This is a genomic window from Streptomyces resistomycificus (genome assembly GCF_001514265.1).
Taxonomy (GTDB): Bacteria; Actinomycetota; Actinomycetes; order Streptomycetales; family Streptomycetaceae; genus Streptomyces; species Streptomyces resistomycificus.
This window is the reverse complement of the sequence record NZ_KQ948990.1, coordinates 100,125-116,632: the sequence shown is the minus strand read 5'-3', so window position 1 is coordinate 116,632 and position 16,508 is coordinate 100,125. Positions and strand designations below refer to the sequence as shown.

General features: G+C 72.3%; 15 protein-coding genes. 8 read left to right on the top strand and 7 right to left on the bottom strand.

Annotated features, from left to right (window positions below):
* Positions 1-164 precede the first annotated feature (164 nt).
* The gene (gene map, locus AQJ84_RS10455) at positions 165-1,022 is read right to left on the bottom strand and encodes a type I methionyl aminopeptidase (RefSeq protein ID WP_030039195.1); all 858 of its coding nucleotides are present in this window, start codon (positions 1,020-1,022) and stop codon (positions 165-167) included.
* Between the two features lie 57 nt (positions 1,023-1,079).
* Here map and AQJ84_RS10450 point away from each other — a divergent pair, with 57 nt between their 5' ends.
* Positions 1,080-1,310 (top strand): hypothetical protein, encoded by a 231-nt coding sequence (locus AQJ84_RS10450; RefSeq protein ID WP_030039196.1) that lies wholly within the window; start codon positions 1,080-1,082, stop codon positions 1,308-1,310.
* Here AQJ84_RS10450 and AQJ84_RS10445 read toward each other — a convergent pair whose 3' ends face one another.
* A complete protein-coding gene (locus AQJ84_RS10445) occupies positions 1,311-2,624 on the bottom strand; it encodes an MFS transporter (RefSeq protein ID WP_053190741.1) in 1,314 nt (437 codons plus the stop codon).
* 86 nt (positions 2,625-2,710) lie between these two features.
* Entirely contained in the window at positions 2,711-3,316 is a 606-nt protein-coding gene (locus tag AQJ84_RS10440) for a phosphoheptose isomerase family protein (RefSeq protein ID WP_030039198.1), read from the bottom strand.
* A gap of 198 nt (positions 3,317-3,514) precedes the next feature.
* Here AQJ84_RS10440 and npdG point away from each other — a divergent pair, with 198 nt between their 5' ends.
* Entirely contained in the window at positions 3,515-4,219 is a 705-nt protein-coding gene (gene npdG, locus AQJ84_RS10435; RefSeq protein WP_030039200.1) for an NADPH-dependent F420 reductase, read from the top strand.
* A gap of 23 nt (positions 4,220-4,242) precedes the next feature.
* Positions 4,243-4,482, top strand: a complete 240-nt coding sequence (locus tag AQJ84_RS10430) for a hypothetical protein (RefSeq protein ID WP_225877172.1) — start codon at positions 4,243-4,245, stop codon at positions 4,480-4,482.
* On the opposite strand, the gene AQJ84_RS10425 is transcribed toward AQJ84_RS10430, so the two are convergent.
* Positions 4,472-5,272, bottom strand: a complete 801-nt coding sequence (locus tag AQJ84_RS10425; RefSeq protein WP_053190738.1) for a site-2 protease family protein — start codon at positions 5,270-5,272, stop codon at positions 4,472-4,474. The two genes, AQJ84_RS10430 and AQJ84_RS10425, sit on opposite strands and share 11 nt — an antisense overlap.
* A gap of 127 nt (positions 5,273-5,399) precedes the next feature.
* Here AQJ84_RS10425 and AQJ84_RS10420 point away from each other — a divergent pair, with 127 nt between their 5' ends.
* Together AQJ84_RS10420 and AQJ84_RS10415 are read left to right on the top strand one after the other, a co-directional pair.
* A complete protein-coding gene (locus tag AQJ84_RS10420; RefSeq protein WP_063753071.1) occupies positions 5,400-6,092 on the top strand; it encodes a DUF6578 domain-containing protein in 693 nt (230 codons plus the stop codon).
* A 35-nt stretch (positions 6,093-6,127) separates the two neighbouring features.
* A complete protein-coding gene (locus AQJ84_RS10415; RefSeq protein ID WP_053190736.1) occupies positions 6,128-9,643 on the top strand; it encodes an AfsR/SARP family transcriptional regulator in 3,516 nt (1,171 codons plus the stop codon).
* A 28-nt stretch (positions 9,644-9,671) separates the two neighbouring features.
* Here AQJ84_RS10415 and AQJ84_RS10410 read toward each other — a convergent pair whose 3' ends face one another.
* The 3 genes from AQJ84_RS10410 to panB all read right to left on the bottom strand — a co-directional run bounded on the left by AQJ84_RS10410 (position 9,672) and on the right by panB (position 12,777).
* On the bottom strand, positions 9,672-10,493 hold the full coding sequence (locus AQJ84_RS10410) for an ABC transporter permease (protein ID WP_030039205.1): 822 nt from the start codon (positions 10,491-10,493) through the stop codon (positions 9,672-9,674).
* Entirely contained in the window at positions 10,490-11,515 is a 1,026-nt protein-coding gene (locus AQJ84_RS10405) for an ATP-binding cassette domain-containing protein (protein WP_030039206.1), read from the bottom strand. Before AQJ84_RS10405 ends, AQJ84_RS10410 begins: the two co-directional genes overlap by 4 nt.
* 395 nt (positions 11,516-11,910) lie before the next feature.
* Complete coding sequence (panB, locus tag AQJ84_RS10400) at positions 11,911-12,777, bottom strand: 3-methyl-2-oxobutanoate hydroxymethyltransferase (RefSeq protein WP_053190733.1); 867 nt, start codon at positions 12,775-12,777, stop codon at positions 11,911-11,913.
* A gap of 204 nt (positions 12,778-12,981) precedes the next feature.
* On the opposite strand from panB, the gene AQJ84_RS10395 reads away from it, so the two are divergent.
* From AQJ84_RS10395 to AQJ84_RS10385, 3 genes are all read left to right on the top strand, one after another.
* Positions 12,982-14,544 carry an MFS transporter gene (locus tag AQJ84_RS10395; RefSeq protein WP_030039208.1) on the top strand — a complete coding sequence of 521 codons (1,563 nt, stop codon included), beginning with the start codon at positions 12,982-12,984 and terminating at the stop codon, positions 14,542-14,544.
* Positions 14,545-14,615: 71 nt separating this feature from the next.
* Entirely contained in the window at positions 14,616-15,260 is a 645-nt protein-coding gene (locus AQJ84_RS10390; RefSeq protein WP_030039209.1) for a TetR/AcrR family transcriptional regulator, read from the top strand.
* 263 nt (positions 15,261-15,523) lie between these two features.
* Positions 15,524-16,498: an endonuclease/exonuclease/phosphatase family protein gene (locus tag AQJ84_RS10385; protein ID WP_063753081.1), complete on the top strand. Its 975-nt coding sequence runs from the start codon at positions 15,524-15,526 to the stop codon at positions 16,496-16,498.
* Positions 16,499-16,508: the final 10 nt, after the last annotated feature.

Genomic DNA, 16,508 nt, shown 5'->3' with positions numbered 1-16,508 from the left:
CTGATTTTCTATGGTTAGGCTTACCTAAGTCAATGCTTGTCGACCCTGTGTCGGTAACCTTTCCGACGGCCTGTCGGTAAAACCTACCCGCACGACGAAAAACCCGCCCTCCGAGGAGAGCGGGCCTTGCGGAAGTCATAGTTGGGGCGTCACGGGTGACGCCGTCACGGCAGGGTCAGGATCTCCGCCCCCGTCGCCGTCACCACCAGCGTGTGCTCGAACTGCGCCGTCCGCTTCCGGTCCTTCGTCACGACCGTCCAGCCGTCGTCCCACATGTCGTAGTCGTGGGTCCCGAGGGTCAGCATGGGCTCGATCGTGAACGTCATCCCCGGCTGGATGACGGTCGTCGCGTGCGGGCTGTCGTAGTGCGGGATGATCAGTCCGGAGTGGAACGAGGAGTTGATCCCGTGGCCGGTGAAGTCACGGACCACGCCGTACCCGAACCGCTTCGCGTACGACTCGATGACCCGTCCGATGATGTTGATCTGCCGGCCAGGCCTGACCGCCTTGATCGCGCGGTTCAGCGACTCCCGGGTCCGCTCCACCAGCAGCCGGCTCTCCTCGTCGACGTCCCCGACCAGGTACGTGGCGTTGTTGTCGCCGTGCACCCCGCCGATGTACGCGGTCACGTCCAGGTTGACGATGTCGCCGTCGCGCAGGACCGTCGAGTCCGGGATGCCGTGGCAGATGACCTCGTTGACGGACGTGCACAGGGACTTGGGGAATCCGCGGTAGCCCAGTGTCGAGGGGTACGCGCCGTGGTCGCACATGTACTCGTGCGCCACCCTGTCCAGTTCGTCGGTGGTGACGCCCGGCGCGATCAGCTTCGCGGCCTCCGCCATCGCGCGGGCGGCGATCCGGCCGGCGATCCGCATCGCCTCGATCGTCTCGGGGGTCTGCACCTCGGGCCCGCTGTACGGCGTCGGCGCGGGCTTGCCGACGTACTCGGGCCGGCGGATGTTACCGGGAACGGAACGGACGGGGGACAGTTCCCCGGGGACAAGCAGCGACTGGCCAGACATGCAGCGAGTCTAACCAGCCCCCATGGGGGAACATGTCGATGGCGAGAGGAGCTGGTCATGGCCCTGTTCAAGAAGCGGACGGTCGGCAAGCCGGGTGAGTGGTACTACTGCCTGCAGCACCAGAAGGTCGAGGAGGGGCCGGAGTGCCCCGCCAAGGACCGGTTCGGGCCGTACGCCACCCGCAAGGAGGCCGAGCACGCGATGGCGACGGCCCGCGAGCGCAACCTCGAGTGGGAGAACGACCCCAAGTGGCACGACGCCCCGACGGGCGGCCGGGACGAGGACTGATCAGGTCTTCGCCTGAGCCGGTGCGGCTGCCGAGCGTTGCTCGCGCAGCCGCACCGCGTGCTCGTTCGTCCGCGCGTCGTACGTCATCAGCTTCGGCAGGCACAGGGCCAGCAGCCCCACCGCGCCCACGCACAGCAGCCCGCCCGACCAGACCGACGCCCGCACCCCCAGCCAGGCCGCGAGACCACCGCCGCGCACCTGGCCGACCGTCGGCCCCACCGAGTACGACAGCAGCTCGATCCCGGCGAGCCGGCCCCGCAGCTCGTCGGGGATCGTCTGGTTCCACATGGCCGCCCGGAAGATGCCGCTGACCATGTCGGCACCGCCGGCCAGGGTCAGGAACAACAGCACCAGCCACACGTCGCCGACGAACCCGGCGCCCGCGATCGCCACGCCCCACAGCGCGGCCGACAGCACCACCATCCGCCCGTGCCGCCGGATCCGCGAGGTCCAGCCACTGGTCAGGCTCACCAGCAGCGCCCCGGCCGGAACACTGGCGTACATCAGGCCCAGCGACCACTCGGCGTCCAGCTCGTCCGCGAGGAACGGCAGCACGGCGAGCGGCATCGCCAGGAACATCGCGGCGAGGTCGACGGCGTAGGTGCCCAGGAGCTCCTTGCGGGTCCACGCGTACCGGGCGCCCTCGGCGATGGCCCTCAGCGACGGCTTCACCGCCTCGTGGGAGGCGGGGGAGGCGGCGATGCGCACCATGAGGACCACGGAGACGACGAAGGTCAGCAGGTCGGCCCCGTACGCCCAGCCGACGCCCGCGTAGGCCACCACCACGCCCGCCAGCGCCGGGCCCGCGACCCCGCCGACCGTCCAGCGCAGGGAGTTCAGCGAGGCCGCCGCCGGCAGGTGGTCGTGGGCCACGATCCGCGGCCACAGCGAGTCGAGTGCGGGCCGCTGCACGGAGACCAGCGCCGAGGACAGGGCGGCGACGACGTACAGCGGCCAGACGGCGGGCCGCGGAAGCAGGGCGTTGGCCAGCAGGAACACGCTGAGCAGACCCTGCCCGGCCTCCGTCCAAACGATCAGCTTCCGCTTGTCCCAGGCGTCCGCGAGCGCCCCGCCGTACAGCCCGAACACCACCAGCGGCACCAGCTCCACGGCCCCGATCGCCCCCACCGCCGCGGCCGACCCGGTCAGTTCCTTCAGCTGCACCGGCAGCGCGACGAACGTCAGGAACGTCCCGAAGTTGGAGATCAGCCCCGAGATCCACAACCGCCGGAAGTCGACGGAGGCCCGCCAGGGAGACAGGTCCGGGAGCAGGGCGCGGAGGCCGGAGGCGGGGTCGGGGGTGTCGTCGGTCACGAGGGGTCATGGTCAGGGGCCGGGTCGACGACGGGCAACTGTTTTTCGGGCCCGGCAGGGTCGGTCGGCCGGCCCTGCGGGAGACGTCACCAGCGGGCCGGAGGGGGTGCCGTCAGCTCGTCGGCCAGGCGGGACAGCAGGTCCCGCACACGCCGTCGGCCTCGGGCGGGGGACGGCAGCGCGTTCTCGCCGGCCGCCGCGCTCACCAGGTGCTGCACACTGTCCAGGTCCAGCTCCGCCCCGTCCGGCACGGTCAGCGACTCGTGGGCCATCGACGTCAGCTCGCCGCCCCCGTCGCCCAGCGCCAGTACCGTCGCCCCGGCCCGCCGGGCGTCGTGCACCCGCTCCAGCAGCGTGGCCCCGGGCCCGTGCGGCGACACCACCAGCAGGGTCTCGCCCCGCCGCGCGGCGGCCAACCGGCCCGGCCCGACGGACAGATGCGCGGGATCGGAGGCGCGCGCGTCATGCCGTACGAGCGTCGGGGCCAGCTCCGGCGTCCCCGACCACGCGGCCTCGTCCACCAGGTGGGCGGCGAGGTGCCACGGCTCGTACTCCGGCGTGCCGACCAGCAGCAGGCCACCGCCGTGCGGCACCACGGAACCCCGCAGCGCCCCCGCGAAACGGCGGGTGGCCCCCAACCACTCGGTCCCGGCGAGCACTTCGCGCAGCAGCGCGACCCGTACGGCGTCCATGGGTCGGCATCCTGCCGCAACCGGCCCTTCACCGTGCGCGGTTCGGCCCGAATGCACCCGACTTGGGCCTACGGCGCACCCCCGTCGGACGGGCCCGCCACGGCGCCCACGGCCGCCCCCCGGCGACCGTCCGGTGAGCCTCCGTGACGCGGCTCACCCGGGCCCTCGCGGCCGGCGGGGCGGACGTAAAGTCGGCCCATGACCTCTACCGACAGTGCACAGAAGGCCCCCGCCAAGGACCCCTGGGACCTCCCCGACGTCTCCGGACTCGTCGTCGGCGTGCTCGGCGGCACCGGCCCGCAGGGCAAGGGCCTCGCCTACCGGCTCGCCAAGGCCGGCCAGAAGGTGATCATCGGCTCGCGCGCCGCCGACCGTGCCCGGACGGCCGCCGAGGAGCTCGGCCACGGCGTCGAGGGCGCCGACAACGCCGAGACGGCCCGCCGCAGCGACATCGTGATCGTCGCCGTGCCGTGGGACGGCCACGGCAAGACCCTGGAGTCACTGCGCGAGGAACTGGCGGGCAAGCTCGTCGTGGACTGCGTCAACCCGCTCGGCTTCGACAAGAAGGGCGCCTACGCGCTGAAGCCGCAGGAGGGCAGCGCCGCCGAGCAGGCCGCCGCCCTGCTGCCCGACTCGCGGGTCACGGCCGCCTTCCACCACCTGTCGGCGGTGCTGCTGGAGGACCCTGAGATCGAGGAGATCGACACCGACGTGATGGTCCTCGGCGAGGTACGCGCCGACGTGGAGATCGTCCAGGCGCTGGCCGGCCGCATCCCCGGGATGCGCGGCATCTTCGCCGGGCGGCTGCGCAACGCCCACCAGGTCGAGTCGCTGGTGGCGAACCTGATCTCGGTGAACCGCCGCTACAAGGCGCACGCGGGACTCCGTATCACCGACGTGTGAGCGGATGAGGCGGACGTGGGCGGATGGGGGACACTGTGGTGCACAGCAGTGCAGCAGTGTCCCCCCGACAGGAGAACCACCCGATGCCCCGCCTCGCCCTCTACGCCCTCGTCGTCTGCGTCCTCGCCGTGGCCGCGGCGGTCGTCTCCTTCGCCCAGGGCAGCTTTCTGGGCATCGTGTGGGTGCTGCTCGCGGGGCTGTCGTCCAACATGTGCTGGTACTACGTGAAGCGCCAGAAGGTGCGGAAGTCCGTCACTGGCTGATCTGGCAGAAGTCGTTCGAGCCCTGCCAGAAGCGGTACAGCTCCTGCCCGCAGTACGTGTCGAAGTCGCTGATCTGCAGGCTCTTCAGGATCGAGTCGACCACGTCGAAGAAGGCGCCGTTGACCGCCGGCAGCCACAGCAGCGCGAACACGAACAGCAGGCCGAAGGGCGCGAACGGCTCGACCTGGCGCTTGAAGCCGTACGGCAGCCAGGGCTCCAGCACGCCGTAGCCGTCCAGGCCCGGGACCGGCAGGAAGTTCAGGATCGCGGCGGTGACCTGGAGCAGGGCGAGGAAGGCGAGGGCGAAGCGGAAGTCGCGCGGCACGCCGTCCAGCGCGTCCAGCCAGAACGGGGCCGTGCAGACGACCGCGAAGAGCACGTTCGTCAGCGGCCCGGCCGCCGAGATCAGACTGTGCCGCCAGCGGCCCCGGATCCGGCCGCGCTCGATGAAGACGGCACCGCCGGGCAGACCGATGCCGCCCATGATCACGAAGACCACGGGGAGCACGATGCTGAGCAGCGCGTGCGTGTACTTCAGCGGGTTCAGCGTGAGGTAGCCCTTCTCGCCGACCGAGATGTCACCGCTGTGCAGGGCGGTGCGCGCGTGCGCGTACTCGTGCAGGCACAGGGAGACGACCCACGCCGCCGTCACGAACAGGAACACGGAGAACCCGGGCTGCTCGGCGAACCCGCTCCAGGTGGCCCAGCCGGTCACCGCGGTCACGGCGAGGATCCCGACGAAGACGGGGCTGATCCGCCGGTCGCTGTGGCGGGTGGTGGCGGTGGTCATGGGGCTCCCTGGTCACTCTTCACTCGTGTGCCTTCACTCGTGTGCGCGTGGTGCGACTGCCCGACCGTACCGGGCGTACGCGGAAAACGTCTCGCGGTCCCGCCTTGGTTCCGGGGAGGCTGGGGGCATGGGGCTGTGGCACGTCTTCTACGCGGACTGGCAGATGGAGTGCTGCGGCGCGCCGTTCGCGTTGGGGGACGAGGTCGGCTGGCCGCTGCTGCTCAGCGACGCCGACGACGTGCTGGGCGGCGGCTGGCACGACCAGCTCAGCAAGATCGTCGGCCCGCCGGAGGAGGTGCGGGGCGAGGACGGCGCGGTGCGGGTCGTGCGCGACGAGACGGGCCTGGTGGTCGCCCTGCACCAGCACCCTGTCGGCCGCCGGGCCGGCGAGGAACGCGGCGAGGCGCGTCGAGGGGACCCGATCCGCTCGGTCGGCCTCCTCACGGTCGAGACCCACCAAAGCGCCGAACTCCCCGAGGTGCGGGGGCGGGTGCGGGCGATCCAGGTGGTCACCCAGGCGTTCGCCGAGCCGGAGCCCGGCAGCGGCACGTGGCAGCCGGTGCCGGGGGAGCGGTGGCTGCGGTCGGTGGACGCGTGCCCCAAGTGGTTCGGCGGCCCCCGAAAGCGCTCCGGGGCGGGTGCCGTCGTCACCCTCGACGTCCCGGCCACGGACTCCCGGCTGTCGTACACCGTCCCGCGAGGCGAGCGGCATCCCGCACGACGTGCCTACCGGCGCAGAGACCGAGGGGACCGGGGCGGACGCGAAGGCGGCCCTGCTGGGACGCTGAGTACGGCGCGGCCCCTTCCCGGCACGCCGTAAAAGCCCCGTGACCGGTCCCGACGGCACCGGAGACAATGGACCCCGTGCGCTACCGCATCCTCGGCACCACCCAGGCCCTCCGCCCCGACGGCACGCTCGTCCCCGTGGGCGGGGCGCGGCTGCGTGCCCTGCTGACCGTGCTGGCGCTGCGGGCCGGGCGGGCGGTCCCGGCGGGGCTGCTGGTCGACGAGGTGTGGGGCGACGGTGACCCGCCCGCCGACGCGACGGGCGCGCTGCAGGCGCTGGTCGGCCGACTGCGCCGGGCGCTCGGCGCGGACGCGGTCGCCTCGGTGGACGGCGGATACCGCCTCGCCGCCCCGCCCGACGACATCGACCTGCACCGTTTCGAGCGGCTGGCCGGCGAGGGCACCCGCGCGCTGGCCGACGACGACCCCGCGAAGGCGGCCGTCGTCCTCGATGACGCCCTCGACCTGTGGCGCGGGCCCGTCCTCGCCGACCTGCCCGACCGCACCGCCGAGGCGGCCCGACTGCAGGCCCGGCACCTGGACGCGCTGCGCGCCCGCCACACCGCCGCCCTCGCCCTGGGCCACGCCGAACGCTCCCTGCCCGAACTGACCGCCCTGTGTGACACCCACCCCCTCGACGAGCCCCTCCAGTCCCTGCGCCTGCGCGCCCTGCGCGACGCGGGCCGCGCCGCGGAGGCGCTCGCCGCCTACGAGGACGTACGCCGCCTGCTGGCCGACCGACTCGGCGCGGACCCGGGCCCCGAACTGCGGCAACTGCACGGTGAGTTGCTCCGGCCGGGGACGCGCGGCGGGCCCGGAGCGGTCGGCGACGGCGCCTTCGGCACGAGGCCGGGTACTCCCGGCCAGGACGCGTTCCGTCCCCCGCCGCGCCCCGCCGCCGACAACGCCTTCGCCCCGGCGCCGAGCCCCCGCGACCAGGACGCCCACCGACGCCCGGCCGCCACCCACGCCACGGCCCCGCACCCCTCGGACCGTCCCGCCACGGGCCCGCACCCGTCGGACCGTCCCGCCACGGGCCCCGCCACCGCCACCGCCGCCGCTGTCGCCGCCGCCGGCCCTCCGACCAACCTCCGTGCCCGTCTCACCTCCTTCGTCGGTCGGGAGGCCGATATCGAGGCCATCCGGGGGGACCTCGGCGCGGCCCGGCTCGTCACGCTGCTCGGGCCCGGCGGGGCGGGCAAGACGCGGCTGTCGCAGGAGGCCGCGGAGGTCGTGCGGGACGTGGCGCGGGACGGCGTGTGGCTGGCCGAACTCGCGCCGGTCGACGCGCCGGAGGCGGTGCCGGAGGCCGTACTGACCGCCGTAGGCGCCCGCGAGACCGTGCTGTACGGGGCCGGCGCCGAGGCGATGCGGGCCGGGGGAGAGCGGCACGACGACCCCGTCGAGCGGCTCACCGAGCACTGCGGCCGCCGCCGGATGCTGCTGATCCTCGACAACTGCGAGCACGTCGTCGAGGCCGCCGCCCGGCTGGTGGAGGCGCTGCTGGAGCGCTGTCCGGGCCTGACGGTACTGGCCACCAGCCGTGAACCCCTCGGCGTGCCAGGGGAGTTGCTGCGGCCCGTGGAGCCGTTGCCGGAGCCCGTCGCGCTGCGGCTGCTCGCCGAGCGGGGTGCGGCGGCCCGCCCCGGCTTCCGTACGGAGGAGGATCCGGAGGCCTGTGCGGAGATCTGCCGGCGTCTGGACGGACTGCCCCTGGCCATCGAGCTCGCGGCGGCCCGGCTGCGCATGCTGACCGCACGCCAGATCGCCGACCGGCTCGACGACCGCTTCCGGTTGCTCACCTCCGGCAGTCGTACCGTGCTGCCCCGTCAGCAGACCCTGCGTGCCGTCGTCGACTGGTCCTGGGAACTGCTCGACGCGGACGAACGGGACGTCCTGCGCCGGCTGTCCGTCTTCGCCGGCGGCTGCGACCTCGCCGCCGCCGAGGCCGTCTGCGGCCCCGCCGCCTTCGACGCGCTCGGCTCGCTCGTCGACAAGTCCCTCGTGGTCGCAGCTCCCTCGGGCGCGGACGGCGGGATGCGATACCGGCTTCTGGAGACCGTGGCCGAGTACGCGGGCGAGCGACTCGACGAGACGGGCGCGCGCGAGCCGGCCGAGCGCGCGCACCTGACGTACTACCGCGAACTCGCCCGCACCACCGACCCGTTGCTGCGCGGCCCCGGCCAACTCGCCGCGATCGAGCGGTTCGAGCGCGAGGGCGAGAACATCCGGGCCGCCCTGCAGCGGGCCGTCGCGGCGGGCGACGAGCAGGAGACGATCTGCCTGGTGCTGTCGATGGCCTGGTACTGGCAGGTGCGCGACCAGCGGCTGGTGGCCCGCAACTGGTCACGCCAGGCCCAGGCCCTCGGCCCCGACCCCTTCGCATCGTCCGCGCCCCCCGCGGCCCCCGTGTGGGAGCGCTGCGTCGACGTGCCGCTGCCGTGGACCGGCGAGGTCCTCGCGGAGGCCCGGCGCGGTGTCCACCTCGTCCATCTCGCCTGCATGGACACGGAGCTGGACGCCTGGCAGACCCCGCAGGCGCAGGAGAAGCTGCGCGTGATCGCCCGGACCTACCGGCCCGGCATGCCGCAGACCTGCCGCAGCCCCGGCATCCTCTCGCTCTACGCGGTCATGCTCTCCGGGGACATGGACCGGCTGCGCGAGCTGATCGCCGCCACCGTCCGCACCTGCCGCGAGGCTCCCGGCCTGGAGTGGGAGCTCGCCGCCGGCCTGCAGATGCGCGCCAACCTGCTCGCCAACCGCGCCGACTGGGCGGGCGACGCGGTCCGCGACGCCGACGAGTCACTGGAGATCTACCGGCGGCTCGGCGACCTGTGGGGCACCGCCGAGGCGCTCTCCGCCCGCGGTGAGGCCCATGAACGCCGGGGCGAGTACCTGCGTGCCGCGGCCGACTACGAGGAGGCGATCGCCCAGGCCGAGCGCCTCGGCGCCCGCGCCCAGACCGCGGTGCTCGGCGCCCGTCTCGGCAGCGTGCTCCTTGACTCGGGTGAGGCCGAGCGCGGCGAGCGCCTGCTGCGCGAGGTCATCGACAGCAAGGAGGGCTCCGGCAACCAGGCGATGCCCGCGGCCCGGCTCTTCCTCGCGGGCCGACTCGGCATCACCGGCCGGATCGCCGAGGCGCGCGAGCAGCTCAGGCTGCTGCGCGAGGAGTTCGGAATCGCCCACTTCGTCGTCTTCGACGCCTTCATCCTGGGCGCCGAGGCATGGCTGGACGCCGTGGACGGGCACTACGAGGAATCCCTGGCCAAGACCCGGCGGGCGCTGGAGCACGCCGGCGACCCGCTGTCCCAGGCCCTCGCCCCGCACATGCGCTCCGCCTACCTGGTCACCGCCGCGACGGCCCTCGCCGGCGTCGACGGCGGTCGCCGCGCCCCTGACGCCGCCCGCTGCCTGGGCGCCGCCTCGGCCCTGCTGCCGGCCGGCCACGTCATGTCGGCCGTGGAGCGGGAGGTCGGGCGTGTGGCGGAGGAGAGGATTCGGGCCGTGCTCTGCGACACGGCGTACGAGACGGCGTACGCCGAGGGCGGTGGCCTCTCCCCCGAGGAGGCCACCGCCCTGGTCTGACGCGCCCCGGCCGCGCACGCCCGACCGGTCAGGCCTTGGTACGGAACTTGTGGATCGCGACCGGCGCCATGACCGCCGTCAGTGCCACCGACCAGCCGAGGGTCACCCAGACGTCGTGTGCGGCCGGCCCGCCCACCATCAGCCCGCGCGCGGCGTCCGCGAGCGAGGACAGCGGGTTGTAGTCGGTGAAGTTCTGCAGCCAGCCCGGCATCGAGGCGGTCGGAGCGAAGATCGACGAGCCGAACTGCAGCGGCATCAGCACCAGGAAGCCCATCGCCTGCACGGACTGCGCGTTCTTCATCACCACGCCGAGGGTGAGGAAGATCCACATCAGGGCTGTGCCGAAGACCGCGGACAGCCCGACGGAGGCGAGCAGGCCCGCCCAGTTGGTGATGTCGAAGCCGACGAGCACGCCGACGATCATCAGCACCACGGTGGCGAACAGCATCCGCGCCAGCTCCACCGCGATCTTGGCGAACAGCACCGAGCCGCGCCCGATCGGCAGGGACCGGAAACGGTCCATGACACCGGTGTTGAAGTCCTGGTTGAAGCCGGTCCCCACCCCCTGGGCCATGTTCATGCCCATCATCGCCATCAGACCGGGCACGACGTACTGCACGTACGCCTCCTGCCCACCGCCGAGCGACTGGCCGATGGAGCCGCCGAAGACGTAGACGAACAGCAGCGTGAAGACGACCGGGAACAGGACGGCGTCGAACATCGACTCCGGGTCCTGCCGGATCCACAGCAGGTTGCGGCGGATCAGTGCGCCGGTGTGGCGCAGATGGCCGCGCAGCGGGATACGGCCGTCCCCCTTGAGGTCGGTGATGGTCGCGGTGGCGGCACTCATACGGTGACCTCCTGACGGTCGTCGGCGGGTACGGCGTCCTGCGGGGCACTGGCACGGTGGCCGGTGAGGGACAGGAACACCTCGTCGAGGCTGGGCAGTTCGGTGGTGATCGAGGAGAGCGTGATGCCGCGCGCGGTGACCGCGCCGACCACCGCGGTCAGCTGTTCGTCGCTGAGGATCGGGATCAGCACGGCACCGCGCTCGGCGTCCACCGAGGTGGCCGCGAGTCCGGTGAGGCCCAGCTCGTCCAAGTGGGTGGCGAGCGGGCGCAGTTGCAGCGGGTCGAGCGGACGGATGCGCAGGGTGCGGCCGCCGACCTTCGCCTTGAGCTCCTCGATGGCGCCGTTCGCGATGACCTTGCCGCGGTCGACGACCGTGAGCTCGCCGGCGAGCTGCTCGGCCTCCTCCATGTACTGGGTGGTGAGCAGGACGGTGACGCCGTCGCCGACCATCCGCTTGACCTCGTCCCACACCTCGTTGCGGGTGCGCGGGTCGAGGCCGGTGGTGGGTTCGTCGAGGTAGAGCACGGCCGGGCGGCCGATCATCGACGCGGCCAGGTCGAGGCGCCGCCGCATGCCGCCCGAGTACGTCGCCGCCGGCCGCCTGGCCGCCTCGGTGAGCGAGAACCGCTCCAGCAGTTCGTCGGCCCGGGCGCGGGCCTCCTTGCGGGGCAGGTCGAGGAGGCGGCCGATCATGTAGAGGTTCTCCCAGCCGGGGAGCTTCTCGTCCACGGAGGCGTACTGCCCGGTCAGTCCGATGACCCGGCGCAGCTGCCGCGGCTGCCGTACGACGTCGTAGCCGGCGACGGTCGCCTGGCCGGCGTCGGGCTGGATCAGGGTGGACAGGATCCGCACGAGGGTCGTCTTGCCGGCGCCGTTCGGGCCGAGGACGCCCATCACGGTGCCCTCCCGTACCTCCAGGTCGACCCCGTCCAGTGCCTTGGTCTCGCCGTAGTGCTTGACCAGCCCCCGTACGGTCACGGCGCTGCGTGCGCCACTGGGGTTGTCGTCGATTCGCGTCATGCCGATGACGCTGTCAGGCCCGACCGACAGACCACCGACAAACGACCGACAGACCACCGAGAGCGACCGACGGCCCGCCTACAGACCCCCGACAGGTGCCGACGGTCGCCTCCGGGCCCCGGCCAGCGGCCCGGGGGTCGCCTGCAGACCCCCGACAGGTGCCGACGGTCGCCTCCGGCCCCCCGGCAGCGGGTGCGGGCGCCGCTGGGGCTCCGTCCTCAGACCTCCCCGGTCGACGGCGCACCTCTCGACCGACCGAGTCGGGTGGTGGGTGGGCACAGGCCGGGGGTCTGGGGGCGGAGCCCCCAGGGACGGCCGGAGCCCGAACGCGGCAGCAGCCCGCCGACGGGGGAAGATCGGCGGGCCGCCATGGTGCCGCAATGGCTCGGTTCGGCTCAGTGAACGCTGTGCTCCTCCAGCGGGAACGTCCCGCCCACGACGTCCTCCGCGAACGCCTTCGCCGCGTTGCCCATGACCTCACGCAGATCGGCGTACTGCTTCACGAACTTCGGGACGCGGCCGCCGGTCAGCCCCAGCATGTCCGTCCACACCAGCACCTGCGCGTCCGTCTCGGCACCGGCCCCGATCCCGACCGTGGGGATGTGCAGCACGCGCGTCACCTCGGCCGCCAGCTCCGCCGGAACCAGCTCCAGCACCACCGCGAACGCCCCGGCGTCCTGCACGGCCTTGGCGTCCCGCAGCAGCTGCTGCGCGGCCTCCTCGCCCCGCCCCTGGACGCGGTAGCCCATGGCGTTGACGGACTGCGGGGTGAGGCCGATGTGGGCCATCACCGGGATCCCGGACTCCACCAGCAGCTCGATCTGCCGGTGCGAGCGCTCGCCGCCCTCCAGCTTCACGGCCCCGACCCCGGCCTCCTTCACCAGCCGGGTCGCCGAGCGCAGCGCCTGCACCGGACCCTCCTGGTAGGAGCCGAAGGGGAGGTCGCCGACGATGAGGGCGCGCTGGGTGCCCCGTACGACGGCGGCGGAGAGCATGGTCATCTCGTCGAGGGTGACGGGCACGGTGGTCTCGTACCCGAGGTGACAGTTGCCCGCCGAGTCCCCGACCAGCATGACCGGGATGCCGGCCTCGTCGAAGACGGACGCGGTCATCGCGTCGTAGGCGGTGAGCATGGGCCACTTCTCGCCGCGCTCCTTGGCGGCGGCGATGTCGCGGACGGTGATGCGGCGCGTGCCCTTGCCCCCGTACAGCGCCTTGCTGCCGTCGGAGGGCTTCGTGTGGGCAGCCGATAGCTGCGTCATTGCAACGGCTCCTTCAGTCATCTCGAGGCACCCTGACGGTGTCCCCGGATCACCTCCATGGTGGCACCTCGTGCCAGGGAGGGCCAGAGGTGCCCCGGGCGAGTGTGATCGATCAGCCACCCCAAGGGCTCGCGTGCGTAAGAGCTCGGTAAACAAATTCCGATACGGCACGGTCTCGTATCGTAAATAGCTAGTCTCGGCCCCATGACTACCTCTGCCACGCTGCACCGGCGCCGCTGGGCGATTCTGGGCGTCCTGATGCTGAGCCTGCTGATCGTGGTGCTCGACAACTCGATCCTGAACGTCGCCATCAAGACGATCTCGACGCCCGCCCCGACGGGGCTCGGCGCCACCCAGGGCGAGCTGGAGTGGGCGATCAACTCCTACACCCTGGTCTTCGCCGGCCTGCTGTTCAGCGCGGGTCTGCTCGGCGACCGGCTCGGCCGCAAGAGGGTCCTGGTCGGCGGCCTCGTCGTGTTCGGCATCGGCTCCGCCCTCGCCGCCTCGTCCGGCTCGCCCGGCGAGCTGATCACCTTCCGCGCGGTGATGGGCCTCGGCGCCGCCTTCGTGATGCCCGCCACCCTCGCCGTCCTGATGAACGTCTTCGAACGCGAGGAGCAGCCGAAGGCGATCGGGATCTGGGCCGGCGGCGTGGGCCTGGCCATCGCCATCGGGCCCATCACCGGCGGGGTCCTGCTCGACCACTTCTGGTGGGGCTCGGTCTTCCTGGTGAACGTGCCGATCGTGATCGTCGCGGTCGCCCTGATGCTGTGGCTGGTGCCCGACTCCCGCGACCCGAACCCCGGCCGGATCGACGCCGTCGGGGTCGTCCTGTCCGTCGTCGGTCTCGTCCTGCTGGTCTACGGCATCATCAAGGGCGGCCAGAAGGCCGACTTCACCGACGCCACGGTGCTGGCGACCATCGCCGCGGGTGTCCTGGTCCTCGCCGCCTTCGTCGTGTTCGAGAAGCGCAGCGACCACCCGTCCATCGACGTCACCTACTTCAAGAACAAGGTCTTCTCGGCCGCGATAGCCGCCATCGCCCTCGTCTTCTTCGCGCTGATGGGCGTGACCTTCTTCTCGGTGTTCTACACCCAGAGCGTGCGCGGCTACTCGCCGCTGCAGACCGGCCTGCTGATGCTGCCGCTGGCCGCCGCCCAGATGATCTTCGCGCCACGCGCCCGGCTGGTCGTCGACCGCTTCGGCCACAAGGTCACCACCACGGCCGGTCTGGTGGTCGTCGCCGCGATGCTCGCGGCGTTCGCCACGCTGGAGGCGGACACCCCGATCTGGATCCTCGAGGTGATCTTCTTCTTCATGGGCGCCGGCATGGCGCACATCATGACCCCGGTCAGCGTCGTCATCATGCAGGCCCTGCCCCGCGAGAAGGCCGGCTCCGCCTCCGCCCTCAGCAACACCTTCCGCCAGGTCGGCGGCGCGCTGGGCATCGCCGTCCTGGGCTCGGTGCTGTCGACCGCGTACCGGGGCGGCATCGAGGACAGGCTCGGCGCGCTGCCCGAAGGCCTGCGGCACACCGCGGGGGAGTCCATCGAGGCGACCCTCGGCGTCGCCGCGAAGCTCGGCCCCCGGGGCGAGGCGCTCGTCGGCCCGGCCCACGACGCGTTCCTGCACGCCATGCACGTCACCGCGCTGTGGGGATCGGGTATCGCGGTGATCGGCGCGGTGGTCGTGGCCCTGTTCCTGCCGGGGAAGGAGCCGGTGCGCCAGGAGGGCGAGGAGGAGCAGGAGTTGGCGACGGCGGAGTAGGCCGCCACGCGACGAACGGGGGCGGGTCCGGGAGAGAATCCCCCTGCCGCGACCGAAAGGACGGAAGACACGTGAGCCTTGCCGACAGCCGGCCCGACCGAGCCGGCCCCGCCAAGGGCCGCCCCCGCAGCGAGGCCGTGGAACGCGCCATCGTCGAAGGGGTGATGAAGCTCCTGGAGGAGGGCGTGCCGCTCGCCGAACTGTCCATCGAGCGCATCGCGCGGACCGCGGGCGTGGGCAAGGCGGCCATCTACCGCCGCTGGAGCGGCAAGGAGGAACTCTTCGTCGACATCGTGCGCACGGCGGAGCCCCCGGACCCGGAACTCCCCGGCACGTCGATGCGCGACGACCTCGTCGCCCTCCTCGAACAGCTGCGCAGGCGGGGGGTGATGACCCGCTCGTCGGCCCTGCTGCACAACGTGCACGTCCAGATGAAGAGCAGCCCGAGGATCTGGAGCGCGTACCACGCGACCGTCCTCGCGCCGCGCCGTCGGCTGCAGCTGGAGATCCTGCGCCGCGGGCAGGACAACGGCGAGCTCCGCACGGACGTCGACGTCGAGTTGATGAACGACATGTTCGTCGGCCCCATGCTCTTCCGCACCACCATGCGACCGGACGCCGACCTCCCGGCGGGCCTGTCGGAACAGATCGTCGACACGTTGCTGGAAGGGCTACGGCCCGTCAGTTCACCGCCCGTCAGTTCGACCTCCGGGTAGTGCGTGTGCGCGTTTCGTCACAGAGCGCGCTTTCTCCGGCCGGGGTCGGAACTCGGGGCGCCGGGTTGCACGTCCTCTGCCCGTACGGCCGTCATGGGACGGCAGGAACCGGGCCGGACATCCCCTAGGGTCGTAGGACACGGGGGGCGAACGGTGTGCACGGCAGGCAGTGAGGCGACGGTATGGCGCAGCAGGCGTACATGACGGAGACGGACAACGGAGGCTCGGGACCCGAGCACCGAAGGGCCCGACTCCGGCGCCTGATGAACCGCCTGGTCGCCGGCTGGCGCGGTGACCGGCGGGTCTGGCGCCGCGGTCTCGTCGTCGCCGTGCTCGCGGTGCTGGTCGCCCTGGTCATGCTGCTGCACGCGCACATCCCGAACGCCGTCGGCAACCTCGGCAGTCTCATCGAGACCTTCCTGCCCTGGCTGGGTCTCGCCGTGCCCGTGCTGCTGGTCCTCGCTCTCGTGCGGAAGTCCGCCACCGCCCTGATCGCGGTGCTGCTCCCGTCGATCGTCTGGCTGAATCTCTTCGGCGGCCTCCTGAGCGACAAGGCCGGAGGCGGCGGCGACCTCACGGTGGCCACGCACAACGTCAACGCCGACAACCCCGACCCGGCCGGCACCGCCCGCGACGTCGCCGCGTCCGGCGCGGACGTGATCGCCCTGGAGGAGCTGACGACCTCGGCGGTCCCCACGTACGAGAAGGCGCTGGCGTCGACGTACGGGTACCACTCGGTGCAGGGCACGGTCGGACTGTGGAGCAAGTACCCGCTCACCGGCGTCAGGCCCGTGGACATCAAGCTGGGCTGGACGCGCGCCATGCGCGCCACGGTGACCACGCCCTCCGGGCAGGTCGCGGTGTACGTCGCCCACCTTCCCTCGGTGCGGGTGAAGCTGGAGGCCGGGTTCACCGCCCGGCAGCGCGACAAGAGCGCCGACGCCCTCGGCGAGGCCATCGCCGACGAGAAGCTGACCCGGGTCGTCCTGCTCGGAGACCTGAACGGCACGATGAACGACCGCTCGCTCAACGCCGTCACCTCCCAGATGCGCTCCACCCAGGGTGCGGCGGGCAGCGGCTTCGGGTTCAGCTGGCCGGCGTCGTTCCCGATGGCCCGGATCGACCAGATCATGGTGAAGGGCGTGGAGCCGGAGAGCTCCTGGACGCTGCCGGAGACCGGCAGCGACCATCTGCCGGTGGCCGCGCGCGTGAGTGTGAGTGTCGACACGTCCTCCTGATCGGACCTGC

Excerpts from the sequence above, each read along its gene's own strand:
- map (WP_030039195.1), bottom strand. The coding sequence starts at position 1,022 with ATGTCTGGCCAGTCGCTGCTTGTCCCCGGGGAACTGTCCCCCGTCCGT.
- AQJ84_RS10450 (WP_030039196.1), top strand. The coding sequence starts at position 1,080 with ATGGCCCTGTTCAAGAAGCGGACGGTCGGCAAGCCGGGTGAGTGGTAC.
- AQJ84_RS10440 (WP_030039198.1), bottom strand. The coding sequence starts at position 3,316 with ATGGACGCCGTACGGGTCGCGCTGCTGCGCGAAGTGCTCGCCGGGACC.
- npdG (WP_030039200.1), top strand. The coding sequence starts at position 3,515 with ATGACCTCTACCGACAGTGCACAGAAGGCCCCCGCCAAGGACCCCTGG.
- AQJ84_RS10430 (WP_225877172.1), top strand. The coding sequence starts at position 4,243 with ATGGGGGACACTGTGGTGCACAGCAGTGCAGCAGTGTCCCCCCGACAG.
- AQJ84_RS10425 (WP_053190738.1), bottom strand. The coding sequence starts at position 5,272 with ATGACCACCGCCACCACCCGCCACAGCGACCGGCGGATCAGCCCCGTC.
- AQJ84_RS10420 (WP_063753071.1), top strand. The coding sequence starts at position 5,400 with ATGGGGCTGTGGCACGTCTTCTACGCGGACTGGCAGATGGAGTGCTGC.
- AQJ84_RS10415 (WP_053190736.1), top strand. The coding sequence starts at position 6,128 with ATGGACCCCGTGCGCTACCGCATCCTCGGCACCACCCAGGCCCTCCGC.
- AQJ84_RS10410 (WP_030039205.1), bottom strand. The coding sequence starts at position 10,493 with ATGAGTGCCGCCACCGCGACCATCACCGACCTCAAGGGGGACGGCCGT.
- AQJ84_RS10405 (WP_030039206.1), bottom strand. The coding sequence starts at position 11,515 with ATGACGCGAATCGACGACAACCCCAGTGGCGCACGCAGCGCCGTGACC.
- panB (WP_053190733.1), bottom strand. The coding sequence starts at position 12,777 with ATGACGCAGCTATCGGCTGCCCACACGAAGCCCTCCGACGGCAGCAAG.
- AQJ84_RS10395 (WP_030039208.1), top strand. The coding sequence starts at position 12,982 with ATGACTACCTCTGCCACGCTGCACCGGCGCCGCTGGGCGATTCTGGGC.
- AQJ84_RS10385 (WP_063753081.1), top strand. The coding sequence starts at position 15,524 with ATGAACCGCCTGGTCGCCGGCTGGCGCGGTGACCGGCGGGTCTGGCGC.